Here is a 23,488-nt window from a genome sequence, read left to right as displayed (position 1 = left end):
CGAAAACCATTTGCTCGAAACCACCCCACTCCGCAGTGCACATGAGGCCAGAATGGAAGCGTCCGTTATCAAGGACTTATTGATCGAATTTCAGATCTGGTACGACCTGGATCTCAAAGCGAAGCAAAAGTACCAAGCAAAACTAGCACCGGACTTTCGACTAATAGACTTTCTTCAACGCGACGAAAATGCGCTTTCAACGTATCTCAGTCTCCTGCTCGATCCGATTGGCCGACATGGACAGGGCGATGTGTACCTGGCCAAGTTTCTTGCACTACTTCCCGAGTCCAGCTTTCAGCCGGCCACGGCGGATCACTTAAGCAGCCACACTGAGTTCAGGCTACCAAGCAATAGACGTTTGGATCTCTACCTACGGTTTCGCACAGGCGGCCTAGCCATTGAAAACAAGCCTTGGGCGACTGATCAGAAGAAACAGGTCTATGACTACGCAACATACCTGGATAGTCAGCATCTAGACGGACGTTGGACGCTGATCTATCTCTCCAACGGAGAAATATCCGAGCATAGCCTGCCCAAGCACGCGCCCGCGCATCTAGCGGATCGAGTTGTCAGCTTGGATTTTTTCCGGCTAGCTGGATGGCTGGACGAATGCGCGGTGCTCACCCGTGCTGCATCCGTGCGCCTGTTTGTTGAGACCGTCGCGCAATTCATTCGTGAACAGATCAATGGAGAAATGCAGTTGGACAACGGTCAAGAGCTTACCGAGTTGATGCTGCGAAATGAAAAAAACCTGAGGGGAGCTTTTTATATCTCTCAGCACCTGCACGAGGTCAAGCGCCAGCTATGGCGGGATTTTGCTGATCACTTGCGTGGCGAACTCAATGCATTGGGCGCCGAGTTAGTCTTTGACGAGGAGTTGATTGATGGTGTTGCTCATAATGTGATTGGAGTTCGTTTGAATCCTGCTGACCGATGTGGGCCTAGCTGGGCGTTCAATAAACGAAACCATGAAGGGTTATATTTTGGTATCTGTGCCTTTAGCGAGGCTGACACCAAGAGGATTGACTCCGAAAAAATCAAACGAGCGATGGACAAGCTCTGCGATTTCCCTGGGCGCACTACCGTTTGGTGGCCATGGTGGACATTCGACTCCAGGGCCTTCACTTCCCATCCAGTCCCGTCGAACTGGGTCAACAACGCAGACGCTTGGCTGGGACTCCAAGACAAAAGCCACGAAGGGTTCGCAGCCATAATCATCGGAACGATCAAGCGTATGCAGAGCGATTTCGATATTAGCTTACTGCAAGGCCGTTGAGATTCGGCCACCCGAAGCCAACTCATAAGCTATGGAGACCACACGTGAAAAAGCCACCTATGAAAATCATGATCGAAGAATGGGATGGTGACGGGGCGATTCGAATTCCTGATGAGGCGTTGCAGGAGCTGGAGTTTGATGTTGGCGACTCGCTGTATTTGATAGAGGAATTTGTCGGCAACACGCGCTGCCTTGTCCTATCAAAAACACCTCAGATTGCGGATCGAATAGACGAGCTCACTGAAGCCTGGGATAGCGGACAGTCTGGCAGCGCCGAGGTGAAATAAAGCAGTCACTCGACGAGCCGGGCCTTAGGCCCGAAAACGCGATGGCAACATCCCGTCTGAGAAACCGCCTTTGAAACGCGAGGCAAACCTTAACAAGCCTTTCTCCTTATGAAATCTAATCGACGAGCATTTACTCCTTCAGCGCAAAAACTGCGTTCATGTCATCGATGCTCATGATGACTTTCGGCTTGCGAATCATGCCCTTCAGTCGCTCAACGGAATACATTGATGCCACCATGGCGAACTGGCCATTCTCCAGATTGACGAATTCGACCTCATCTCCTGGTTGCAGGCCTAGAGCAGCCCGTATCTGGGCAGGGATGGTGATTTGGCCTTTAGATTTGTTTAGTTAGCCATCTAACAATCTTAAAGCATATCTCAATGCCAGAGTTACGGCGATGGTGTGCAATATCATCCCAACGAAACGAATGCGCTTGAGCGTAATCAAGCTACACGGCTGTGTCAGGCATTATCCGCATTTAACGTCTTGGCCAAACCAGTCAGAAACATTGAGTGTTCAGAACATAGTTGCCCGCAGAAACCGGAGCTATTATCACCGCTCAATAACACTAATAACAATTATAGGATGTCGGGATGCACGACTATCACACCGCCGCAAGGCAGTTCAATTACCAGCAAAACGCCGCGCAAGAACTGCACGGTAGTCTGGACGGCCTCAACGCCTGCGTGGAGTGCTGTGACCGACATGCTGCCGGCCAAGATGTAGCCATATACTGCGAAGCGCAGGATGGTACCGCCTCGCAGTATACATTCCGTGAGCTACAGGATCAGGCCGCTCGATTCGGCAATTTCCTCCATGAGCAGGGTGTGCGACCGGGTGACCGAGTCGCAGGGCTTTTGCCGCGAACTGTCGAGCTCCTGATAACTATCCTCGGAACTTGGAGGGTTGGGGCAGTCTACCAACCGCTGTTCACCGCGTTCGGGCCGAAGGCTATCGAGCAACGACTGGAGTGTTCCGGCGCACGGTGGGTTGTCACAGACGCCCGCAACCGATCCAAACTAGACGAGGTCACCGGCTGTCCGACCGTGATCACTGTTGGCGCTGATTCATTGGGCAACGGCGATTATGATTTTTGGAGTACTCTGCAGCGCCAGAGCAACGACTGCGAGCCGTTGCTTCAGGACGGCGAAGCCCCGTTCCTGCTCATGTGCACTTCCGGTACCACCGGGCCAGCCAAGCCACTGGAAGTACCATTGCGGGCCATTTTGGCTTTCAAAGGTTACATACGTGATGCAGTAGAGCTGCGAGAGGACGATCACTTTTGGAACCTCGCCGATCCAGGCTGGGCATATGGCCTTTATTATGCGGTCACCGCGCCACTGGCTTTGGGTCACTCGACATTGTTTTACGATGGCCCCTTTTCGGTCGATAGCACCTGTCGGATAATCAACAAATATGCAATCACTAACCTCGCCGGCTCCCCGACGGCTTTCAGGTTACTTATCTCCACGGGCATGGAATTCGCCGATTGCATCCGAGGTCGATTACGCGTGGTTAGTAGCGCCGGAGAGCCTCTCAATCCCCAAGTCATCCGCTGGTTTGCTGAGCACTTAGGCGTAGTCATCCACGATCACTATGGCCAGACCGAGCTAGGCATGGTGCTTAGCAACCATCACGGCCTGAGCCACCCTGTGCTTGAAGGCTCTGCTGGCTATGCCATCCCTGGCCATCGAATCGTAGTGCTTGGTGACCGGCAGCAGGAGTTACCACCAGGCCAGCCTGGTGCGTTGGCAATTGATCGCGAGCAATCGCCGCAGTGCTGGTTCGGTGGTTATTTCGGCATGCCAACCAAGGCCTTCGTGGGGCGTTACTACTTGAGCGGCGATACAGCAGAACTCAACGACGATGGCAGCATTAGCTTCGTAGGCCGTAATGACGACGTAATTACTACCTCCGGCTACCGGGTAGGGCCGTTTGACGTTGAAAGCGCGCTGGTGGAGCATCCTGCCGTAATTGAGGCAGCCGTAATCGGAAAACCCGACCCGCAGCGTACAGAGTTGATTAAGGCCTTCGTGGTGCTAAACAAGCAATATCTACCAAGCCCGGAACTAGCTGAAACATTGCGGCTACATGTCCGCCAGCGCCTCGCGGCTCATGCCTACCCCCGGGAAATCGAGTTCGTCAATGAATTGCCGAAAACACCCAGCGGCAAGCTGCAACGCTTCATCCTGCGCAACCAGGAGATTGCCAAGCAGCAAGTTTGATGATTAAAAACCAGGAATGCGCGAAAATTCCAAGTTCACTATTCGACAAACTTGATGATTCATCATTTATGCATTTGACGATCTTGAAGCACTCTTTAGATGCTTGTATTAGCATGGCGCCTTAACATATTACACATACACAAATTACGCTGCTAAGTCCGAGTTGTGCTGTGCAGATAAAGCCAGATTTCATGCTGTAGACTGCCAACTCGGCGGCTCTTCTCACGAAGTGGCCTGATACCGAAATCCCCACTGGATGTACACTTCATAAATACAACAATACTGAAGGATACATAATATGCAGACAGTTAACGTGTACGCGCTCGCCAGCAATTCAAAGTTCAACCGATTTCACCGCCTCATACTTTTTTGGTGCATGCTAATTCTTGTGATCGATGGTTACGATCTCGCCATCGTTGGTGCGGCCCTTCCCGCTATTATGCAAGATATGCAGATTGCCCCCACTAGCGCAGGAATCATGGCGGGTTCCGCCCTATTCGGCACGATGCTTGGAGCGATCTTCCTTGGAACACTTGCCGACCGTATCGGCCGTCCGAAAATGGTTGCTATGTGCGTCGCACTGTTCAGCCTTTTCACAGCCGGTGCGGGCTTCACTAACGACCCTGTCAGTTTCAGCATCATGCGCTTCATCGCCGGCTTGGGTATTGGCGGCGTATTGCCTGTGTGCACCGCTCAAATGAGTGAGTTTGCCCCTTTGAAACTCCGTACTCGCCTGGTCACTCTGGTATTTACTGGCTACTCGGTAGGCGGCATTTTAGTTGCCATTACGTCCAAGCAGTTAATTGAGAGCCATGGTTGGCAGTGGGTGTTCTACGTTGCCGCACTACCGGTTCTGCTGATCCCCTTCATCCTGAAAACCATGCCTGATTCCATCGGGTACATGCTGAAGGAAGGTCGTCAGGATGAGCTGCGCAAGGTTGCGCTGCGTATTGAGCCAACATTGAATATCACCAGCCAAACTGAGATGACCGGCAACCTAGCGATTTTGGCTGAGCTGGACGCTCCAGTACGCAATCTATTCAAGGATGGTCGTGGCTTCAGCACGGTGATGATTTGGACAGCGTTCATGACCGGTCTGTTCATGGTTTACGCGCTCAACTCCTGGTTAACCAAACTCATGGCGATGGCTGGCTTCAGCCTGGGCTCAGCACTCAATTTCGTTATCGTATTCAACCTCGGTGCGATCGCTGGAGGACTAGGTGGTGGTTGGCTGGCCGATAAGCTCAACATCAAATACGTTCTGGTAAGCTTCTACATTGTCGGAGCCATTGCTCTGACCCTCATGGGCTATACACGCGACGTCTCTCTGTTGTACGCAGTCGTCTTCGTTGTTGGGGCATCCACACTGGGTACGCAGCTGCTGGCCTATGCCTATGCAGGTGACTTCTACCCCTCCACGATACGCTCGGCGGGTGTCGGGTTTGCGTCAGGTGTGGGACGCATCGGGGCGATCGTTGCGCCAGTGCTGATCGGCTGGCTGGTGTCAATGAACCTGCCACTTGAGCACAACTTCATGGCCATCGGCCTGGCCGGCTTGATAGGCGCAGTGGCGGTGACATTGATCAACCAGTCTTGTGCGGATTCCACTCGAGCAAAGAAATCTCTGGCGTTCTCAGCTGAGTGAAGCTTGGATGACTCCACTCGATTTTACTTGAAGAGCGATTGCTGCTTCCGCCTCGCCTCCGTCCTGGTGAACCGTGGCTTGGGCGAAGGCGATACTGTCTCCGCCCTCTACAAGCGGCAAGTTGCCACGCATAAGGGGCTCGTGCGGCAGCCTTCGAAGGCTTAATGGTTGCTGACTCCGAAACTATGCAGCCAGTACCAAAAGATGGCCAAACAACGGGTGAGCCGCTGCTCAAGGGCAACACCGTAATGATGGGTTATCTGAAAAATGTTGTAAGCGACTCAAGGGGAAGTTTGCCTTGATAAAAATCCCCCAGTCCATCTGGAGTCAGAAAACTGGATTGCACCAGTAGATGAAATGGAGGGCATTCCCATTGCGCATATTCAGTTGATGCATTCGCGTGAGTGAGCTCTGCATTGGATTCGTGTGTGTTGCGTTGGCTTGGAAGATTTACTTGTTGCTTCTGTTACTTACAAAAATAAAAAATCGGAGCGTTATAAGTGAGCATAAAAAAAATTTATGTAACTTTAGTGTTTGGCAGCATTGCCCTAAGTGGCCATGCGTTTGCTGACTTCCTAAGTGATAGCAAAGCTACCTTGGGAATGAGGAACTTCTACTTCAATAACGACAACCGTGATGGCACCGCTGCCCCTTCGAAAACCGAAGAGTGGGCGCAGGGTTTCATGTTGGACTTCAAGTCGGGATATACCGATGGTACCGTTGGTTTTGGTGTTGATACCCTGGGGTTGCTGGGCATTACCCTGGACACTGGCAAGGGACGACACGTCGGGAGCTCTATGATTCCCTCGAACAGTGACAACCGCGCCGTCGACGAGTGGAGCCGGCTGGGGCTGACCGGAAAAGTCAAAATGTCGAAGACCGAACTGCGCTACGGCACCTTGATTCCGAAACTTCCAATTCTGGTCGCCAACGATGGACGGGTGCTGCCACAAACCTTCGAGGGCGGCCAAATCACCTCGAGCGAGTTCAAGGATCTGACCCTGACGGGTGGACGAATTGAACATGCAACAGGTCGCGGTTCAACGGATCAGACGGGGCTGGCCGTTCTGGGCGGTACGCGTGAAAGCAACCAGTTCGACTTCGTCGGGGGCGACTGGAAAGTCACCAAGGATCTGACGGCTCAGTACTACTATGCCCATCTCGAGAACTACTATAACCAGCAGTTTTTCGGACTGATTCACACGTTTGCGTTCTCGGACAACCAATCCCTGAAAACCGACTTGCGCTACTTCAAAACTGACTCGTCAGGTGAAAACAGCTCTGGTACATCGGGCTACAGAATCAGTGGCTACACCAAAAACGGTGATGGCGTGATCGATAACCGCACTTGGAGTGCCGCCCTGGTTTACTCCATCGGTGGTCACGCGATCACAGCGGGCTACCAAAGCGTTTCAGATGGAAGCAACTTTACCCAGCCCAATCAAGGTAGCCTCGTAGATAAAGGTGCTGGAGGCAGCAGCTTGTATCTGTATACAGATCGCCTGATGCAGAGCTTCAACCGTGCAGGGGAACGTACGTCATTCGGTCAGTACGCCTACGACTTTGCCGCCCTGGGTGTCCCTGGCCTGAAAGCCTCGGTCATGTACGTCTCCGGGGACAATATCAAGACGAGAACCGGCGACAATCAGAAAGAATGGGAAAGGGATATCTTTCTGGACTACGTCGTTCAATCCGGCGCACTTAAAAACGTGGGGTTCGGTTGGCGTAATGGTAAATCCAATAGCGAAGCCGCCCGTGATCAAGATCAGAACCGCGTGTTTGTGAGCTACAGCATTCCGCTTCTCTAAGGGGGCAGTACAAACGTATCGCGCTCATTTCGAGGGGGCTGAGCTGGTCAATTCGCCTTTGCGCTGACACTTCTCGACTCTGCCGTCTGGCTCCCTGAGAACCTAGCAGGAATCCAATCTATCGGAGTTGTTTAGACGCGTGAGCCGCTGCCGTATCCGTTCAGGAATCTCCAGCGTGGCTACCACCTCAAGTAAACCGGCGGCCGGCTCGATCCGGCCTTTGGGACTTTTATATGTCAAATAACCGCGTATGCGACACTGCCAATTTGTGAGGAAACATCATGCGCATCGAAAACTCAGTCTTTCTAATTACTGGCGCAGGTTCCGGACTAGGTCTGGCTTCAGCGCGAGAGTTGGTGGGCCAGGGTGCAAACGTGGTGCTGGTCGATGTGAACGAAGCCGCTGGTGCAGCCCTCGCTGACGAGCTAGGAAAACGTGCGATTTTCGTGCGAGCAGACATCACCAGTGAAAGTGATTGCCGTACAGCAATTGCCTCTGCAGTAGGCGTCTTTGGCGCGTTGCATGGAACGGTGTCGCAGTGTTGGGAGCTGCTGCTCATGTTGCCCTGGCAGCCGGCCGCATGTAATAGATCGATTCCACGTGCGGTATGACAGTAGCACCTGCCATCAAACTGTACATCGGAAACTTACCCTGCGACGAGGTCGCCAGCCTTGCTGTTGATGGGATCTGAATCGCAGTTAGTTGGTTAAGCTATCTGACACTGATCATTCTGGAGCTGATTATTCACAAAGTGTGAAACAACTGAATCCAAAGATCGTCACTGAAGCAGTTGCAGTCGCAACTTTCGTAGAACATGCAACACGCTTCACACAAATCCTCGCCAACTCAAAGCAAGATGACACCATTATTAGAAACATCAAATGAATGGGCATCTGGTTGCCCATCTGTTGGCACCGATGCCGAATTGACCCAGTGGGGGTGCGGCAAAAAACTTGGACTGGTTATGCCGCGAGACCTAGGCTCTCACGATACTCAACAGGACTGAGAGCGCCGAGAGAAATCTTGATTCGTTTCTCGTTGTACCAGCGAATGTATGAATCCAGGGCCTGAATGAACTGCTCGATGCTCGTTGACTGCCAGTTGCGTGGATAGAACAGTTCCGTTTTCAGCCGGCCGAAGAAGCCTTCACAAGCCGCGTTGTCAGGCGAGCATCCCTTGCGCGACATCGAACGAATCAGCTTCGCATCAGCGATGCGCGATAACCAGCCGGGCCAGCGGTAGTGAGCGCCGCGATCGGAGTGAACGATAGGCCGTTTGCTGTTGCGGGCCACCGTTTCGACGGCGGCATCCAGCATCGTGTTCACAAGCCCGGCGTCCGGGCGCGTGCCGATCGACCAACTGATGACCTTTCCATCGAAGCAGTCAATCATGGGGGACAGGTACACCTTGCCGGCCGGGATCTGGAACTCCGTAATGTCAGTGAGCCATTTTTCATTCGGAGCAACAGCCGTGAAGTCGCGGTTGACGAGGTTTTCCGGCGCGGGACTGATCTCCCCGAGGTAGGAACCGTATCGACGCCGTTTCGGCTTGGCGACGACCAGGCATTCCTGCTTCATCAAGCGTTGCACCACCTTCTCTGACAGACGTACACACTGCCTGCTCAGCGAAGCCCGCATCCGGCGGTAGCCATAGCAGCGATGATTGCGCTCGAAGATGTCCGCCATGGCACGACGCACTTCGGTGTATTTTTCCGCGACCTGCATTCGGGCTCGATGATAGAAATAGGAGCTTCGGGCCAAACCCAGCGCTTCAAGCAGCTCTGACAAGGAGTATGTTTGCCTCAGGGCATCAGCCAGCAATGTCTTCTCCCGATTGGTCAGGACTTGCCGGTCGATGCCCGTATCTTTTTTTATGAGTTCATTCGCCTTCATCAACAGGTCGTGCTCAAGTTGTAGACGGCGCACGTCGAGCCGAAGAGATTCAAGTTGCCGCTCCAACTCTTCTCGCTCCGGTGACGATGGAGTTTTTTGTCGGCGTTTCATGGATGCGGATGCCTCTGGGCCGAGTAGCTGATTTTTCCAGTTGTACAAGGTCGGCCTGCACACGCCCAGCTTTTGAGCCACGGCGTTCGCACTTTCTTGTCGCGTGCACAGCGCGATGACCGCAGCCTGCTTCATCGCTGGCGGGCGTGCTAGCCCGTCAGATCGACCAACGACGCGCGTGTGCAGTTTGGGGTGCAACTCGTGAATCCAGGCACGCAACGAATCCCGTGCCGGGTAGCCCAAAGCCTTGATGGTGGAGGCGATGCAGCATCCATGGTCGAGATAGTACCCGACAGCCTTTTCCCTTTGGGCCAGTGAGTACTTCGGCTTCAAGATCACGTAGCCACGCGACAGGTCGAGGCATCGCTCGTACTCTTCATGCCAGCTCTTCAGAGAGTTCTTCGTCGGGTAGCCCAACTGGCGAATAGTTGCCCCGATGCGCTTCCCCAGTTTGATGTAGAGCTTGACCGCTCGGATGCGGTCTTCGTATGAATACAATGAACTACCTCCAGGTAGTCCAAGGTTTTTACCGCACCCCCAGTTGCCGAGATATCACTGACCCAGTCTGTTCCTCTCGAACCATTGCCCATGCGGGATCTGTGCAGATTTTGAGGTGGGTCAGTCTTGCTTCAGCACGTGGGTCAATTCGGTGTCGGCGTAGGCGTCGGCGTCAACAGGACGTGTCAGCTCAGAGGCAAATTGACCAGCTTAGAACTCTCGAAATGAGCGCGATATGTTTATGCTGCGTCCTTAGAGAAGTGGAATGCTGTAGCTTACAAACAACCGATTCTGATCTTGATCACGGGCGGCTTCGCTGTTGGATTTACCGTTACGCCAGCCGAAGCCAACACCTTTGAGTGCCCCCGACTGAAGGACGTAGTCCAAAAAAATATCCCTTTCCCATTCTTTCTGATTGTCGCCGGATCTCGTTTTGATATTGTCCCCGGAGACGTACATGACCGAGGCTTTCAGGCCTGGGACACCCAGAGCGGCAAAGTCATAGGCATACTGACCGAATGATGCACGCTCCCCTGCACGGGTGAAGCTCTGGATCAGACGATCTGTATACAGGTACAAGCTGCTGCCTCCGGCGCCTTTATCTACCAAGCTACCCTGGTTGACTTGGGTGAAGCTGCTACCGTCCGAAACGCTTTGGTAGCCCGCAGTTATCGCATGGCCGCCAAGGGTGTATATCAATGCAGCGCTCCAGAGACGGTTGTCGATCACGCCATCACCGTTTTTGGTGTAGCCACTGACTCTGTAACCCGATGTACCGGAGCTGTTTTCACCTGACGAGTCAGTTTTGAAGTAGCGCAGGTCGGTTTTCAGGGATTGATTGTCCGAGAACGCAAGCGTGTGAATCAGTCCGAAAAATTGCTGGTTATAGTAGTTCTCGAGATGGGCATAGTAGTACTGAGCCGTCAGATCCTTGGTGACTTTCCAGTCGCCCCCGGCGAAGTCGAACTGGTTGCTTTCACGCGTACCGCCCATAGCGGCCAGCCCCGTCTGATCAGTTGAACCGCGACCTGTTGCATGTTCAATTCGCCCACCCGTCAGGGTCAGATCCTTGAACTCGCTCGAGGTGATTTGGCCGCCCTCAAAGGTTTGTGGAAGCACCCGTCCATCATTGGCGACCAGAATCGGAAGTTTCGGAATCAAGGTGCCGTAGCGTAGTTCGGTCTTCGACATTTTGACTTTTCCGGTCAGCCCCAGCCGGCTCCACTCGTCGACGGCGCGGTTGTCACTGTTCGAGGGAATCATAGAGCTCCCGACGTGTCGTCCCTTGCCAGTGTCCAGGGTAATGCCCAGCAACCCCAGGGTATCAACACCAAAACCAACGGTACCATCGGTATATCCCGACTTGTAGTCCAACATGAAACCCTGCACCCACTCTTCGGTTTTCGAAGGGGCAGCGGTGCCATCACGGTTGTCGTTATTGAAGTAGAAGTTCCTCATTCCCAAGGTAGCTTTGCTATCACTTAGGAAGTCAGCAAACGCATGGCCACTTAGGGCAATGCTGCCAAACACTAAAGTTACAGAAATTTTTTTTATGCTCACTTATAACGCTCCGATTTTTTATTTTTGTAAGTAACAGAAGCAACAAGTAAATCTTCCAAGCCAACGCAACACACACGAATCCAATGCAGAGCTCACTCACGCGAATGCATCAACTGAATATGCGCAATGGGAATGCCCTCCATTTCATCTACTGGTGCAATCCAGTTTTCTGACTCCAGAAGTATTTTGGAGCTTTTTTATCTAAGAAAACCTACCATTGCCTCGCTTACAACATCCACATATGAAAATTGTGCGCGAGAAGTGATCGCCACTACCAATAGTAGTTTTTATCATTGCACAGCACTGCTGGCACCTTTTACTTCTTTTAGCGCGCATAATTGGTCACCACCTAATTAGTAGCACCGTGCAAGTTATATCCGCGAACCAAATGTATGTCGGCGATATGGTGGTAGTTTTTCGTAGGCCTATGATTGGAAATTAGTTTCTATATTTTCATCCATACCAAACAACTCAGCTACCCCTAGGGGTGAGCTGAACACGCCCTAGCAATTTGAAGCCAAACGGAGAATTGCATCGCGACTGCCTGCTTGCTCTCGAAGTAAAAATTTTTGGATTTTCCCAGTCGCAGTTTTTGGTAACTCCGTAAAGATCACTCTGCGAGGGCATTTGAATCGAGCAAGACGGGTCTGACAGAACACAATTATTTCTGCCTCCGTGGGAGGCTCAATACCACTTTTTAGTTCGACAAATGCGCAGGGGACTTCCCCCCATTTGTCATCAGGCTGCGCGACGACTGCGGCATGTAAAACAGCTGGATGACAGTGGATGGTTTCTTCAATCTCTACGGACGAGATATTCTCCCCTCCGGAAATAATGACGTCTTTGCAACGATCGGTAATTTGTACATAACCGTTGGGGTGCACAACTGCTACATCACCAGTATGAAACCAGCCGCCTTCAAAGGCTTTTCGGGTTGCGCTTTCATTCTTCAGATAACCCATCATCACGGTGTTGCCCTTGAGCAGCAGCTCACCAGTTGTTTGGCCGTCTTTTGGTACTGGCTGCATAGTTTCGGAGTCAGCAACCATTAAGCCTTCGAAGGCCGCAGCACGAGCCCCTTGGCGTACACGGAGAGCGCCTTGCTCACTCGGTGTTAAATCGTCCCAGCCGTCTTGCCATACGCAGCTAATCGGGGTGCCGGAAACTTCTGTAATTCCATATACGTGGTCAACGTCGAAGCCTTGTGAGACTACTGCGTTCAGCACGGCGGCCGGAGGTGGGGAACCAGCAGTCAGCACTCGAACCGGAGTTTTAAGCGGAGGACGGTCTGAGGCGTTCGCAATCATGGCCAAAACAATAGGCGCCGCACAGAAATGATCGACACCATAGTTATCTATCGACTCAAACACCGTCTCTGCGGAAACTTTTCTCAGGCACACGTGCGTACCGGCCGCCGCAGTGATAGCCCAGGTAAAACACCATCCGTTAGCGTGGAACATAGGTAGTGTCCACAGGTAACGAGGAGCCCGAGAAAGCGGCCAGTTAGTCATCTGCAGCATGCTCATGAGGTATGTGCCGCGATGGCTAGCGACGACACCCTTTGGATCGCCGGTTGTACCTGAGGTGTAGTTGAGCGCTATCGGCTGCCACTCGTCACTGGGCCATACGCCCTCGAAATCAGGACTACCGCTGCCAATGAAGGTTTCGTAATCGATGTCTCCAATGCTTTTGCAAATGGGCGCCAGGTGATCATTGATGTCGATGACCATAGGGCGGTGCTCAAGGAGTCCAAGAGCGGCATCAGCCAGTGCAGCAAACTCTCGATCCACCAAGAGGAGCTTGCATTCCCCATGACGAAGTATGAATGCCACTCCTTCAGCATCCAGGCGGTAGTTAACTGTATTCAGTACCGCGCCGCAGAGGGGTATCCCAAAATGCGCCTCGAGCATGGCAGGGGTATTGGGGGACAGAATTGAAACGGTGTCTCCCGAACCCATGCCTTTTTCGGAAAGTGCTGAGGCTAGGCGATAGCACCGTTCGCGAGTTTCACTCCAGGTTCTGTGTAGTTCACCATGAACTACAGCTATCCGATCCGGGTGCACAAGTGCTGCGCGATCTAGAAAACCAAGTGGAGTCAGGGGCAAATAGTTTGCCTTGCAGTGATCAAGCCCATTCTCATAAGCACCAGGTTTCATGGTGTTGTCTCCTTATTATTGTGATGAAAAGTGGAAAACGCGCTCACCGGCTCCCGATCAGTAACCAAGGTGTTCTCAATACTGGTCTCGTCGGCGTATCCAAGACTCATTCCGCAAACCAGCATTTGATCAGAGGGGATCGCAAGGGCTTCCGAAATAACGTGGTGATATTTTAAAAAGGCTGCTTGTGGGCAGGTGTGCAACTTCCTCCCGCGCGCGGCCACCATCACGGCCTGCAGAAACATCCCGTAGTCGAGGAGACTCCCCTCCTTAAGCACTCGATCAATGGTAAAAATCAAGCCGACCGGAGCATCAAAGAAATGGTAATTGCGACCGTGTTGCGCATGCATCCGCTGCTTGTCACCCTTTGCAATTCCCAGCAGTCCATAGAGTTCCCAACCTACTTTCCTTCTCCGATCCACGTATGGCGAAGTCCATTCGCGTGGGTAATATTCGTATGCGTCTTCAAGGTTGTTGCTTAGTGACGGATTGTTGTCAATTTCCGCGATGGCGCATGAAAGATGAGTCTTTGCTTCTCCAGTGACAACATGGACGCGCCAAGGCTGCATGTTCACTCCCGTTGCGCAGAATCGAGCGATATCAAGGATCGATTCAATTTCTTCGCGTGGCACAGGAGTGGGCAAAAAAGCCCGAATGCTGCGTCGTGAAGCTATCGCCCAATCAACCGTTTGGCTAAGCAGTTCAGACGATACTGGCGGTTGGGATAAGCGATTCATTTTCATGCGTTAGAGTCCACGGATTCAGTTACAGGCGGATGCATCATGGTATTAGCTAGACAGGGCTGGGGCCTTTCTGACTTGAGTAGAGTCTGCGTGCGACTGATTGATCATGGTGACCGCGACAGCGCCAATAAGGCCAGCAAGGCTGATGGCCATGAAGTTTTTCTCAAGCGGAAGGTTTAATGACACCAACCAGCCGATGAGAACAGGTGCGACGATAGCGCCAATTCTTCCCACACCAGATGCGAAGCCCACGCCGGTTGAACGAATCGATGACGGGTAGAAATCCCCAGCGTACGCATATGCCAACAGCTGGGTACCAAGAGTCGATGCCCCGACAATGAACACCACTGGAAAAAGCAAAGTCGTTGAGCGCGTATAACCCAAAATTGTTAGAGCAATTGCTCCTACGATGTAGAAGCAGACCAGTACGTGTTTGATGTTTAGCTTGTCACTCAACCATCCACCGCCAATTGCACCGGCGATGGCCCCCACATTGAAAACAATCACAAAGTTCAACGCGGAGCCAAGACTGAATCCAGCCATCGCCATAAGCTTGGTCAACCAGGAATTAAGGGCGTACACCATGAAGAGGCCGGTCATGAACGCAGCCCAAATCATTACGGTGCTAAAGCCTCGACCATCCTTGAACAAGTTACGAACTGGCGCTTCCTGTTTATCCAATACTGTGGCGTTTCCGGTCATCACAGTGTTTTCGTCGATTTTGAGAGTAGGATCTATCTTGCGAGCAATAGCCCGTAGTTCATCTTGACGTCCGGTTTTAAGCAGGTAGCCTATGGACTCAGGCATGGTCTTTAGGATCATAGGGATCAGAAGCACTGGCAGCAGCGCCACATAAAACACCCACTGCCATCCATGACTCTCAATGAGTTGCTTGCCAGTTAGCGCAACCAAAATACCGCCCACGGAGTACCCCGCGAAAACGAGGGTCACCAGGCGAGTACGGAGTTTCAGTGGTGAAAACTCACCCATCTGAGCAGTGCAAATCGGCAGTACGCCGCCGATGCCAAGGCCCGCGATGAAGCGAGAAATGCTGAAGCTAATCGGGTCACTGGTGAGACCAGCCCCAGCAGTGAAAATACTGAACAAGGCCACACAGATTGCGATCATCTTGGGACGCCCAATACGGTCAGCTAGCGTTCCAAGAAAAATCGCTCCGAGCATCGTTCCGAAGAGCGCAGAACCAGCCATGATGCCGGCGCTGGTTGGATCAATGTTCATGTCTTTCATGATCGCCGGAAGGGCTGCACCGACTACAGCGAGGTCATAGCCATCGATTATCAGAATGAGGACACACCAAAATAAAATGAGCCCATGGAAGCGGTTGAACTTCGATTCAACCGCGAGTGCATAAAGGTTTACCGGCTGCATATCGCGTCTCCTTCGATCTTGTTTTTGTTTGTGAAGTGCTAGGCACCCGGTCTTGGAGGCATATCGAGGGGGAGAACGCACCGGTTGAAGACTCGGTGGTCTGCTTGAGATGCGACACTTGGGCTACCTGCGTCGCATCGTAGGAGTTGGGCTTGCTGCGGCCTATGCCCTACGACATCGTTCTGCTTGACCGATTTGGACACCCATAGCTGGCCAGAAACGACCAATGTGATTTTGGGGAGGAGATGTCCATCGGCATTTTGGCGGGTGAAACGAGTTGCAGATCTCAGTACGTAATCTGGCGGGGGAAGTAGTTCTCTTGTTCCGGAAGACAGGCTTTTAACTTTCGCCTGGTTCTTCAGCATTGGAGCGGCGATAAGCGCCAGGGCTCACTCCCGTCCACTTCTTGAAGGCACGGTGAAATGCACTGCTTTCTTGGAAGCCTGTGAGAGCAGCTACTTCGGTTACTGTCATATTTGGCTGGCACAGCAGGTTGATCGCCATGTCGCGGCGCAGATTGTCTTTCAAACGTTGATAGCTAACCCCCTCGGCTTGGAGCCTTCGCTGAAGCGTCGAATATGACATGCGGAGCACTTTTGCCACCTTATCTAGCTCTGGCCATTCCTCCGGATTCAGGCATCTCAATCTCATTCGGATCTGGGCGCTGATGCTGTCCTCGTTACGATATTTTACCAGCAGATTAGCAGGCGACTCTTTCAAAAACGTCGATAGGCTGGCCTTGTTTTGCACGACCTTGAGGCTTAGAAAAATACGGTCAAAACGAATCATCGTAACTGGAGCGCCAAACTGAATTTCTTCGCAAAAGCGCATGCGATAGTCGCTATCGTCGAGCGGTCGATTCGATCTAAAGCAGAGTTCTTTTATCGGAATGCGTCTGTTACCCAGCCAGCAGAGCAATCCATGTACCAAGATCAGCCATGTTCCGTAGCTAAAGAGGCGGCGCTCAATTCCTTTGTCATGGATAACGATGACGGCGGAGTCGTCTTCAAGCCTCAGCTCACCGTGAATGTCGTCCAATACGAGGCGTAGAAATTTCAGAATCCGCCGCAACGCTTGCTCTAACGACTCGCAGTCAATCGAAGACTGGCACATTAATCGGAAGCTACCTCGTCGCATTGGATGGCTATCGATTCCGAAAAACTCATCGTCGAGTAGATCTGAAAGAGCGACCCACAGGCGAGAAAATGCAGCAGCCGAAACCCTGGCTTGGGGAGAAGTGAGGAGCTCCGGATCTATACGTGCTTGCTGCAATGCGATGGATGTGTCCAGTTGGCGTCGCAATGCGCCATCGAGGGCTTCATGCACCAATCCAATTGAAGTAGTTCCCTTGTCCTGGATGAGCACGCTTATTCCTCTCCACAGTTGGTTTCTGACTTGATGTTGATCTTCAAATCTCTTCGGCAGTTCTGCTTTGAGCAACCTGAGAGCCTCAACTGTTTATCTATGTTCCAGCTTCCCAGCATTGCATGTTAACCCGAAGGTTTTGTTATTAGGGAGCGCGTTTGCAACCCCTCCTTCCAGCCCTCGATGCCTGGCCTCGATTGTCCAAAGCATTCAACCAAACTGAGGCGTTTGAGCATTGTCGAGGCCACTGACCACTGACACTATCCGCTTAAGAATCTCCGGCGTGGCTTACACCTGAAGTAAACCGGCGGCCGTCAGCGATCTGACCTTTGGGCCTTTTATATGTCAAGTGACCGCGTATGCGGCACTGCCAATTTGTGAGGAAACATCATGCGCATCGAAAACTCAGTCTTCCTAATTACTGGCGCAGGTTCTGGACTCGGGCTGGCTTCGGCGCGCGAGTTGGTGGGCCGAGGTGCAAACGTGGTGCTGGTTGATGTGAACGAAGCCGCTGGTGTAGCTCGCGCTGACGAGCTAGGAAAACGTGCGATTTTCGTGCGCGCAGACATCACCAGTGAAATTGATTGCCGTACAGCAATTGCCTCTGCAGTAGGCGTCTTTGGCGCGTTGCATGGGGTGATTAACTGCGCGGGTGTTGCACCAGCCGAACGGGTTTTAGGCCGTAATGGCGCACATGGGCTTGAGAGTTTTCGCCGAACTATCGAAATCAATTTGATCGGTAGCTTCAACATGGTTCGCCTTGCTGCTGAGGCTATGGCGGGAGGAGAGCCCGATGAAGAAGGTGAGCGCGGCGTAGTCATAAATACGGCCTCTGTCGCAGCTTTTGACGGTCAGACGGGCCAAGCCGCTTACGCCGCGTCCAAAGGTGGAGTTGCTGCCATGACATTGCCATTGGCACGCGACCTAGCTCGTTCAGGCATCCGTGTTATGTGCATTGCACCCGGAATATTTGAGACCCCGATGATGGCGGGTATGCCTCAGGACGTGCAGGCATCATTGGCAGCCAATGTGCCGTTCCCTCCACGGCTGGGACGGCCCTCCGAGTACGCGGCGTTGGCAGCGCACATCATCGAAAACTCCATGCTCAATGGTGAGGTGATTCGTTTGGATGGTGCTTTGAGAATGGCCGCGAAATAGATCGAGCTAAAAGTCTGTAATCGGGCACAAGCCCCCCAACATGAACAGAGGATTCAGTTATGAGCCATACCGACCCTATCGTCATTGTCAGTGCTGCCCGAACTCCGTTAGGAGGCTTTCTTGGGAACTTCAAGGAAGTCACCGCCGCGCAGCTGGGTGCGGTTGCAATTCGTGCCGCCGTGGAACGAGCCAGCCTGCAGCCCAGTGACATTAGCGAGGTCATCATGGGATGCGTGCTACAAGCTGGGCAAGGCCAGGCTCCGGCTCGCCAAGCTGCCCTGTTGGCGAATCTTCCGGAGCAAGTGGTGTGCTCAACAGTCAACAAGATGTGCGGCTCTGGCATGAAAGCGCTGATGTTCGGCCACGACCTTCTCCATGCCGGGAGCGCGGAGGTGGTGGTTGCCGGAGGTATGGAAAGCATGTCAAACGCTCCCTACCTGTTGGAGCGAGCTCGCTCAGGCTATCGAATGGGCCACAGCAAGATCATTGATCATATGTTTCTCGATGGGTTGGAAGATGCCTACGAGAAAGGCCGGCTCATGGGCACATACGCCGAAGACTGTGCTCAGAGCTATGGATTCACTCGAGACCAGCAGGATGAGTTTGCGATCAGCTCGTTGACCCGAGCTCAGAAGGCAATCACCGAAGGGCGTTTCCAGGACGAGATTGTCCCTGTGCTGGCTTCGTCTGGCCGTGAGACGGTTTCGATTGAAAGCGATGAACAGCCGGGTAAGGCCCGGATCGACAAAATTCCTACGTTGAAACCTGCGTTTCGCGAAGGGGGGACGGTGACTGCGGCGAACTCCAGTTCTATTTCGGATGGCTCAGCTGCCCTCGTGCTGATGCGCTTGTCTGAAGCCGAGCGTAGAGGCCTTACACCGTTGGCCCGGATAGCAGGTCATGCATCCTACGCGCACGCTCCCGGCCTCTTTGCCTCCGCTCCGGTCGGTGCGATTAAACGCTTGCTAGAGCGAACCAACTGGTCAATGCAGGATGTTGATCTCTTTGAGATCAATGAGGCCTTTGCCGTGGTGCCCATGGTTGTTATCCGAGACTTGAACGTCGGACATGAGCAATTAAATGTCCACGGTGGGGCATGCGCTTTGGGGCACCCGATTGGTGCGTCAGGCGCGCGTGTTGTTGTTACGTTGGTAAATGCCTTGAGGCAGAACACGCTAAAGCGTGGCATCGCTTCTGTGTGCATTGGTGGCGGCGAGTCGACCGCGATTGCTATCGAACTCCTCTCATAGAGGAGCGTTGACTGGCTGTAATAAGTCTCCCGCTGCACCTCGGAAATCTTTTTGCGCAAAGGATTTGTCTGTGAACTACCGGCCCCCAATAGTTGATCAAGTGGACGGGGTTGGCTTGATCACGCTTAACCGCTCAGACGCGCTGAATGCGATCAACACAATGCCTGACGGGAGTGAGCATTTGTGGAGAAACGCGCAGTTAAATTTTGAGCGGCAGTGTCGCGAGTTAACGCTGCAAAATCGAGGAAATACCGTGGCAGAGAAAGAGCTGTTTTGGGAAGACTTCACCCCAGGTAGAATTTGGACAGCCAAGCAATCTGCTCCTATCGCAACGGAACAAATTATCGATTTTGCTGCCGAGTACGATCCTCTCGATATACATATTGATCCTGACCTTGCCCGTTCGAGTCCGCTTGGGGTGCACTGCGCCAGCGGGGTACAAACCTTCGGTTTCTCACAACGGTTGATGTGTGATGCCTTACTGCTTCAAACAAACATCATTGCGGGTGGGAAGATCGATGGTTTTAGGATGGTCGCTCCAGTAGTACCTGGAGACACTCTCAAGCTCTCAGCTCAAGTCGTTCGATCACTCATACACGCAGGAAACCATGAACGAGGGTGGGTTGTGTTTAAAGTCGACGTTGCTACGACGGCGGGAAAAACCGTGCTTGTTTATGAGGTGACGGTATTGATACTGCGCAGGGGCGGTCAGGGTGGGTCTGTACCTGGAAGCGTTGGCCAGTATTGATACTCCTGTGGCCCTCTTTTGGCCAGAAGCGCACGGATGGTTGCGCCAGCTAGGCGTTACTCAAGAGACCCAGGAGATGCTTGATCTCTGCGCCGAGAAGAACAACCGCCTCTCTCGAATGAGATAAAAGAAGCCCTTCCCGGGCCTTTGTTTGTACTCGCACCAAAAATCACTTGGTCAGCCAAGACTCAACGATGGTGGAGCCGTTCACGACGTCCTAGACCTTTTGCTACGCTGACCTCTTCCATGGAGGAATCACAATGTCGAACGCAGACCTGCTCCCTTCCCTACTCTTCAAGATCAATCAGAATCAACTGGCTCTCGAAGCTGCGATTATGGAGCTGACGTTGTGGGTCGAGCAGCGCGGATCAGCGGAGGTCGCCGGCAATGTTCGTGGTGCTTTGGACACAATCAGCAAGAACGAAGAGTTCATAAACATGACGCTTGCGGTGCTCATGACGCCGGAGTGATCAAACGATCTGGGTAACGACGAACAACAGACTACTCACTTCGATTCCTGTAGGGGTCGTCCTTGTTATGGCGGCCACGGCACTCGACCAACCCATCAGTGCGATCACGGCTTCGTAATGTCATTTCGTCCGGCAAGCACACTGTTCGGGCTGACATCGGCGATCAAGAGGCAGATCAGAGCTGGATCAATGTCTAAGCGCAAAGCAAAACTCGAAGGTTACTTTCGCTTGAACGCCCCCTGTGCAGTCGCCAACAGCTCGCCTTGGTCAGAAACCAATGTGCCCTGAACGAAATAGAGGTTCCGGCCACTGCAGGTTATCTGTCCCTTGGCGATTACAGTTCCTTCTCGAGCGGCGCTGAGGTAAGAAATATTCAGCGTAACAGTCACCCCATGAGACTCTTCCTCGTGCTCGCCCGAGTACAGCCCAGCATAACCACAAGCTGCGTCCAACAACGTTGCGGTCAATCCTCCGTGTAGCATTCCTTGACGGTTGAGGTGTTGGGGCTGAATGGGCATGTGAAATGCAGCTTCATCTTTAGCCCATCGAACCAACTCAATACCAAGACTTTGCAAAAAAGGATTGTTCATCTCCACAGCTTTTCTCCACGCTTAAATTCAAATCTCGCCCACAACCCATTTGAAGGTCGACCTCCGGTTTTACCACCGAGGTCTGACGGCTGCTTTCGTTGACAGCCCGTTAGGCCATCCTGACCTTGATGGGCTAGAGGTGTTCACGGAGCAAATGGTGATCATCGCCCCCAACGCCCATCCCCCAATAACCCGGGCGAGTCAGGTCGCCGGCGTGTCGATTTACGCTTTCCGGTCAAACTGCTCGTACCGGCGCCACTTCGAAAATTGGTTTGCGGAGGACGATTCAAAACTGCCTGGCAGGACTGTGGAAATGGAGTCCTATCATGGAATGCTGGCATGCGTCACAGCGGGCGCGGGAATAGCCCTGATGCCTCGAAGCATGTTGGAGGCAATGCCAGGTAGTAATAACGTTGAGGTTTACGCCCAGCACAATCACGCCACCTTTTACCTCGAGCCAAATCCCGTCTTGACAAAAAAACTGTGATCACATATCACTACATAAGAATTCCTAGTCATTGCATGGATCGACTGAGGAAAGACGTCCGACACAAAAATAAGACAGGATATATAGCTATGAACGTTGTGAAACGACTTACCCCCTACTCCGGATTGAAGGTTTTGATTTCCGGCGGAGCAGCAGGCATCGGAGAGGTAATTGCCGCTGCCTATCTCGAGATCGGGGCGAAAGTGCATGTTTGTGATGTCAGCGAGCGGGCTGTCTCAGCATTTCGTGAACGCTACCCTGAGGCGCAAGCTACGCTAGCCGATGTTTCTGATTCCGATGAGGTTAAGCGTGTCTTTGAGATACAACGAGAGTGGGCGAATGGGCTGGATGTTCTGATAAACAATGCTGGCATCGCGGGGCCAACGGCCGGGATAGAAAGGATCAGTGATGTCGAATGGGAACAGACGATAGACATAAACCTCAATGCACAGTACCGCTTCGCCCATCATGCAATTCCCCTGTTGGTTGAGTCAGAACATGCTCACATCATTCACATCTCATCCGTCGCAGGGCGCTTAGGTTATGCTTGGCGGACTCCTTACGCGGCGACCAAATGGGCAATTGTAGGGCTGATGAAGTCATTGGCAGCCGAGTTGGGCGAGAAGGACATTCGAGTCAACACACTTCTACCGGGTATCGTCGAAGGCCCTCGCCAGGATCGTGTTATCAGTGATCGCGCCAAGCAATTAGGAATCTCTGAGCCTGAGATGCTCCAACAAACGTTGAAGAAAATCTCATTACGCCGGATGACTCCACCCGAGGATGTGGCAGCAATGGCCTTATTTCTCTGCTCTCCCGCCGCTCACAATGTGACAGGCCAAGCGATCAGCATCGACGGCAATGTCGAGTATCTCTGATCAAGTTTCGTGATAGATCTACAACGGCTCGCCAACAGTCTTGCTGGCGAGCCGTTTTTTATTTAGCGTGTGCATCGGGAATGGCAAATTGCTTTCGTACCCAAACTGAACCACAACGCCGGATCCCACCCGATTAACCAGTTCGATAAGCCAGTACGTGCCCGAGCCCAAGAACAACGCAGTACCCGTGACATTAGGGTGGCAATGAGAGCTTCTGGAATTCCACAAAGACCAAATCCACCTACTGCCACGTGATGTCGTTATGGATAATCACGTCAAGAGCCACTTCGGGGAAGCGTAGTTTTGTTGCTCAATCCGCTCCTTGAGCTGAAAAATGTCTGGCACTTCGCGCCGTGTTGTTTATCCGCGCGCACCATGAAGGCTGCGGACTTCGATCGTTAACGAATCGCTGGCGTCTTCTGTAAGCTCTGTCAAAAAACGACTTGCATTAACAACGTACCCCTGTGCGTTGGCGCGTAGTCCTGCTTGCTGCTCTTCATTGAGTACGCGAACCACCTTGGCAGGCGAGCCCAGCACTAATGACCCATCTGGGATAACCATTTTTTCTGTAACGAGAGCTTTAGCGCCAATGAGGCAGTTCGTGCCAATTCGAGCACCGTTGAGTACGACCGCCTGAATACCAATCAGGCTGCCATCACCGACTTCACATCCATGAAGCATGGCTTGATGACCGATGGTGACATCCTTCCCCAAGGTCAATGGAAACCCCGGATCCGTATGAAGGATGGCACCGTCCTGGACATTCGATCCCTGACCAATCGTGATCAACTCGTTATCTCCGCGAATTACAGCACCGAACCACACACTGGAATCTTCCTCCAGGCGCACCCGACCTATGACAGAAGCTGTAGGTGCCACCCAACTCTTTGGGTGAGCGTCAACTTTTAGGTCTTCCAAGCGGTATTTCATTGCTGATCACTCCTTTCAACT

19 protein-coding genes and 4 pseudogenes are annotated in these 23,488 nt (G+C 52.6%); 13 read left to right on the top strand and 10 right to left on the bottom strand.

Features of this window, described 5'->3' with window-relative positions; translation table 11 throughout:
• The first annotated feature begins 52 nt into the window (after positions 1 to 52).
• Positions 53 to 1,276, top strand: coding sequence for a PD-(D/E)XK nuclease family protein (locus KGB28_RS01470; RefSeq protein WP_223441493.1), 1,224 nt, complete (start codon positions 53 to 55; stop codon positions 1,274 to 1,276).
• 44 nt (positions 1,277 to 1,320) lie between these two features.
• Positions 1,321 to 1,563, top strand: coding sequence for an AbrB/MazE/SpoVT family DNA-binding domain-containing protein (locus KGB28_RS01465; RefSeq protein ID WP_223441491.1), 243 nt, complete (start codon positions 1,321 to 1,323; stop codon positions 1,561 to 1,563).
• 130 nt (positions 1,564 to 1,693) lie between these two features.
• Here KGB28_RS01465 and KGB28_RS01460 read toward each other — a convergent pair.
• Positions 1,694 to 1,894, bottom strand: a pseudogene (locus tag KGB28_RS01460) (AbrB/MazE/SpoVT family DNA-binding domain-containing protein); the annotation flags it as partial.
• A gap of 263 nt (positions 1,895 to 2,157) precedes the next feature.
• Between KGB28_RS01460 and KGB28_RS01455 the strand changes: the two are divergent.
• The 5 genes and pseudogenes from KGB28_RS01455 to KGB28_RS01435 form a co-directional block, all read left to right on the top strand.
• Positions 2,158 to 3,789: an AMP-binding protein gene (locus KGB28_RS01455; RefSeq protein WP_223441489.1), complete on the top strand. Its 1,632-nt coding sequence runs from the start codon at positions 2,158 to 2,160 to the stop codon at positions 3,787 to 3,789.
• A gap of 298 nt (positions 3,790 to 4,087) precedes the next feature.
• On the top strand, positions 4,088 to 5,434 hold the full coding sequence (locus KGB28_RS01450) for an MFS transporter (protein ID WP_223441487.1): 1,347 nt from the start codon (positions 4,088 to 4,090) through the stop codon (positions 5,432 to 5,434).
• A gap of 155 nt (positions 5,435 to 5,589) precedes the next feature.
• A pseudogene (locus tag KGB28_RS01445) lies at positions 5,590 to 5,703 on the top strand (hypothetical protein); the annotation flags it as partial.
• A gap of 231 nt (positions 5,704 to 5,934) precedes the next feature.
• A complete protein-coding gene (locus tag KGB28_RS01440) occupies positions 5,935 to 7,242 on the top strand; it encodes an OprD family porin (RefSeq protein WP_223441485.1) in 1,308 nt (435 codons plus the stop codon).
• A 281-nt stretch (positions 7,243 to 7,523) separates the two neighbouring features.
• Positions 7,524 to 7,769, top strand: a pseudogene (locus tag KGB28_RS01435) (SDR family NAD(P)-dependent oxidoreductase); the annotation flags it as partial.
• Between the two features lie 435 nt (positions 7,770 to 8,204).
• On the opposite strand, the gene KGB28_RS01430 reads toward KGB28_RS01435, so the two are convergent.
• The 6 genes from KGB28_RS01430 to KGB28_RS01405 all read right to left on the bottom strand — a co-directional run bounded on the left by KGB28_RS01430 (position 8,205) and on the right by KGB28_RS01405 (position 16,956).
• Positions 8,205 to 9,743: an IS3 family transposase gene (locus tag KGB28_RS01430; protein ID WP_223441479.1), complete on the bottom strand. Its 1,539-nt coding sequence runs from the start codon at positions 9,741 to 9,743 to the stop codon at positions 8,205 to 8,207.
• Positions 9,744 to 9,995: 252 nt separating this feature from the next.
• Positions 9,996 to 11,303, bottom strand: a complete 1,308-nt coding sequence (locus KGB28_RS01425) for an OprD family porin (RefSeq protein ID WP_223441477.1) — start codon at positions 11,301 to 11,303, stop codon at positions 9,996 to 9,998.
• A gap of 503 nt (positions 11,304 to 11,806) precedes the next feature.
• Complete coding sequence (locus KGB28_RS01420) at positions 11,807 to 13,459, bottom strand: AMP-binding protein (RefSeq protein WP_223441475.1); 1,653 nt, start codon at positions 13,457 to 13,459, stop codon at positions 11,807 to 11,809.
• On the bottom strand, positions 13,456 to 14,202 hold the full coding sequence (locus KGB28_RS01415; RefSeq protein ID WP_223441473.1) for a nitroreductase: 747 nt from the start codon (positions 14,200 to 14,202) through the stop codon (positions 13,456 to 13,458). The genes KGB28_RS01420 and KGB28_RS01415 overlap by 4 nt, the downstream gene beginning before the upstream one ends.
• A gap of 45 nt (positions 14,203 to 14,247) precedes the next feature.
• Complete coding sequence (locus KGB28_RS01410; RefSeq protein ID WP_223441472.1) at positions 14,248 to 15,591, bottom strand: MFS transporter; 1,344 nt, start codon at positions 15,589 to 15,591, stop codon at positions 14,248 to 14,250.
• A gap of 339 nt (positions 15,592 to 15,930) precedes the next feature.
• Positions 15,931 to 16,956, bottom strand: coding sequence for an AraC family transcriptional regulator (locus KGB28_RS01405; RefSeq protein WP_223441470.1), 1,026 nt, complete (start codon positions 16,954 to 16,956; stop codon positions 15,931 to 15,933).
• Positions 16,957 to 17,346: 390 nt separating this feature from the next.
• Here KGB28_RS01405 and KGB28_RS01400 point away from each other — a divergent pair, with 390 nt between their 5' ends.
• From KGB28_RS01400 to KGB28_RS01385, 4 genes are all read left to right on the top strand, one after another.
• The gene (locus tag KGB28_RS01400) at positions 17,347 to 18,114 is read left to right on the top strand and encodes a 3-hydroxyacyl-CoA dehydrogenase (protein WP_223441468.1); all 768 of its coding nucleotides are present in this window, start codon (positions 17,347 to 17,349) and stop codon (positions 18,112 to 18,114) included.
• 59 nt (positions 18,115 to 18,173) lie between these two features.
• Positions 18,174 to 19,364 carry an acetyl-CoA C-acyltransferase gene (locus tag KGB28_RS01395; RefSeq protein WP_223441467.1) on the top strand — a complete coding sequence of 397 codons (1,191 nt, stop codon included), beginning with the start codon at positions 18,174 to 18,176 and terminating at the stop codon, positions 19,362 to 19,364.
• A 70-nt stretch (positions 19,365 to 19,434) separates the two neighbouring features.
• Positions 19,435 to 20,112, top strand: a complete 678-nt coding sequence (locus KGB28_RS01390; protein WP_223441464.1) for a MaoC/PaaZ C-terminal domain-containing protein — start codon at positions 19,435 to 19,437, stop codon at positions 20,110 to 20,112.
• Positions 20,113 to 20,372: 260 nt separating this feature from the next.
• Positions 20,373 to 20,582, top strand: a complete 210-nt coding sequence (locus KGB28_RS01385; protein WP_075948110.1) for a hypothetical protein — start codon at positions 20,373 to 20,375, stop codon at positions 20,580 to 20,582.
• A 218-nt stretch (positions 20,583 to 20,800) separates the two neighbouring features.
• Here KGB28_RS01385 and KGB28_RS01380 read toward each other — a convergent pair whose 3' ends face one another.
• Entirely contained in the window at positions 20,801 to 21,172 is a 372-nt protein-coding gene (locus KGB28_RS01380) for a PaaI family thioesterase (protein ID WP_223441665.1), read from the bottom strand.
• A gap of 82 nt (positions 21,173 to 21,254) precedes the next feature.
• Between KGB28_RS01380 and KGB28_RS01375 the strand changes: the two are divergent.
• A pseudogene (locus KGB28_RS01375) lies at positions 21,255 to 21,596 on the top strand (LysR substrate-binding domain-containing protein); the annotation flags it as partial.
• A gap of 152 nt (positions 21,597 to 21,748) precedes the next feature.
• Positions 21,749 to 22,537, top strand: coding sequence for an SDR family oxidoreductase (locus KGB28_RS01370; protein WP_223441461.1), 789 nt, complete (start codon positions 21,749 to 21,751; stop codon positions 22,535 to 22,537).
• A 62-nt stretch (positions 22,538 to 22,599) separates the two neighbouring features.
• Here KGB28_RS01370 and KGB28_RS01365 read toward each other — a convergent pair whose 3' ends face one another.
• Together KGB28_RS01365 and KGB28_RS01360 are read right to left on the bottom strand one after the other, a co-directional pair.
• Positions 22,600 to 22,788 carry a hypothetical protein gene (locus KGB28_RS01365; protein ID WP_223441458.1) on the bottom strand — a complete coding sequence of 63 codons (189 nt, stop codon included), beginning with the start codon at positions 22,786 to 22,788 and terminating at the stop codon, positions 22,600 to 22,602.
• Between the two features lie 109 nt (positions 22,789 to 22,897).
• Positions 22,898 to 23,467 carry a gamma carbonic anhydrase family protein gene (locus KGB28_RS01360; RefSeq protein ID WP_223441455.1) on the bottom strand — a complete coding sequence of 190 codons (570 nt, stop codon included), beginning with the start codon at positions 23,465 to 23,467 and terminating at the stop codon, positions 22,898 to 22,900.
• Positions 23,468 to 23,488: the final 21 nt, after the last annotated feature.

Origin of the sequence: Pseudomonas sp. BF-R-19 (assembly GCF_019956445.1) — a bacterium.
Classification (GTDB): Bacteria; Pseudomonadota; Gammaproteobacteria; order Pseudomonadales; family Pseudomonadaceae; genus Aquipseudomonas; species Aquipseudomonas fluorescens_BH.
Note: the sequence above shows the minus strand (reverse complement) of the source record. Positions and strands in the feature narration are given on the sequence as shown.

Coding starts and splice junctions, on each gene's coding strand:
- KGB28_RS01370 (WP_223441461.1), top strand. CDS start 21,749: ATGAACGTTGTGAAACGACTTACCCCCTACTCCGGATTGAAGGTTTTG.
- KGB28_RS01470 (WP_223441493.1), top strand. CDS start 53: ATGGAAGCGTCCGTTATCAAGGACTTATTGATCGAATTTCAGATCTGG.
- KGB28_RS01455 (WP_223441489.1), top strand. CDS start 2,158: ATGCACGACTATCACACCGCCGCAAGGCAGTTCAATTACCAGCAAAAC.
- KGB28_RS01400 (WP_223441468.1), top strand. CDS start 17,347: ATGCGCATCGAAAACTCAGTCTTCCTAATTACTGGCGCAGGTTCTGGA.
- KGB28_RS01360 (WP_223441455.1), bottom strand. CDS start 23,467: ATGAAATACCGCTTGGAAGACCTAAAAGTTGACGCTCACCCAAAGAGT.
- KGB28_RS01395 (WP_223441467.1), top strand. CDS start 18,174: ATGAGCCATACCGACCCTATCGTCATTGTCAGTGCTGCCCGAACTCCG.
- KGB28_RS01380 (WP_223441665.1), bottom strand. CDS start 21,172: ATGAACAATCCTTTTTTGCAAAGTCTTGGTATTGAGTTGGTTCGATGG.
- KGB28_RS01385 (WP_075948110.1), top strand. CDS start 20,373: ATGTCGAACGCAGACCTGCTCCCTTCCCTACTCTTCAAGATCAATCAG.
- KGB28_RS01410 (WP_223441472.1), bottom strand. CDS start 15,591: ATGCAGCCGGTAAACCTTTATGCACTCGCGGTTGAATCGAAGTTCAAC.
- KGB28_RS01420 (WP_223441475.1), bottom strand. CDS start 13,459: ATGAAACCTGGTGCTTATGAGAATGGGCTTGATCACTGCAAGGCAAAC.
- KGB28_RS01450 (WP_223441487.1), top strand. CDS start 4,088: ATGCAGACAGTTAACGTGTACGCGCTCGCCAGCAATTCAAAGTTCAAC.
- KGB28_RS01415 (WP_223441473.1), bottom strand. CDS start 14,202: ATGAAAATGAATCGCTTATCCCAACCGCCAGTATCGTCTGAACTGCTT.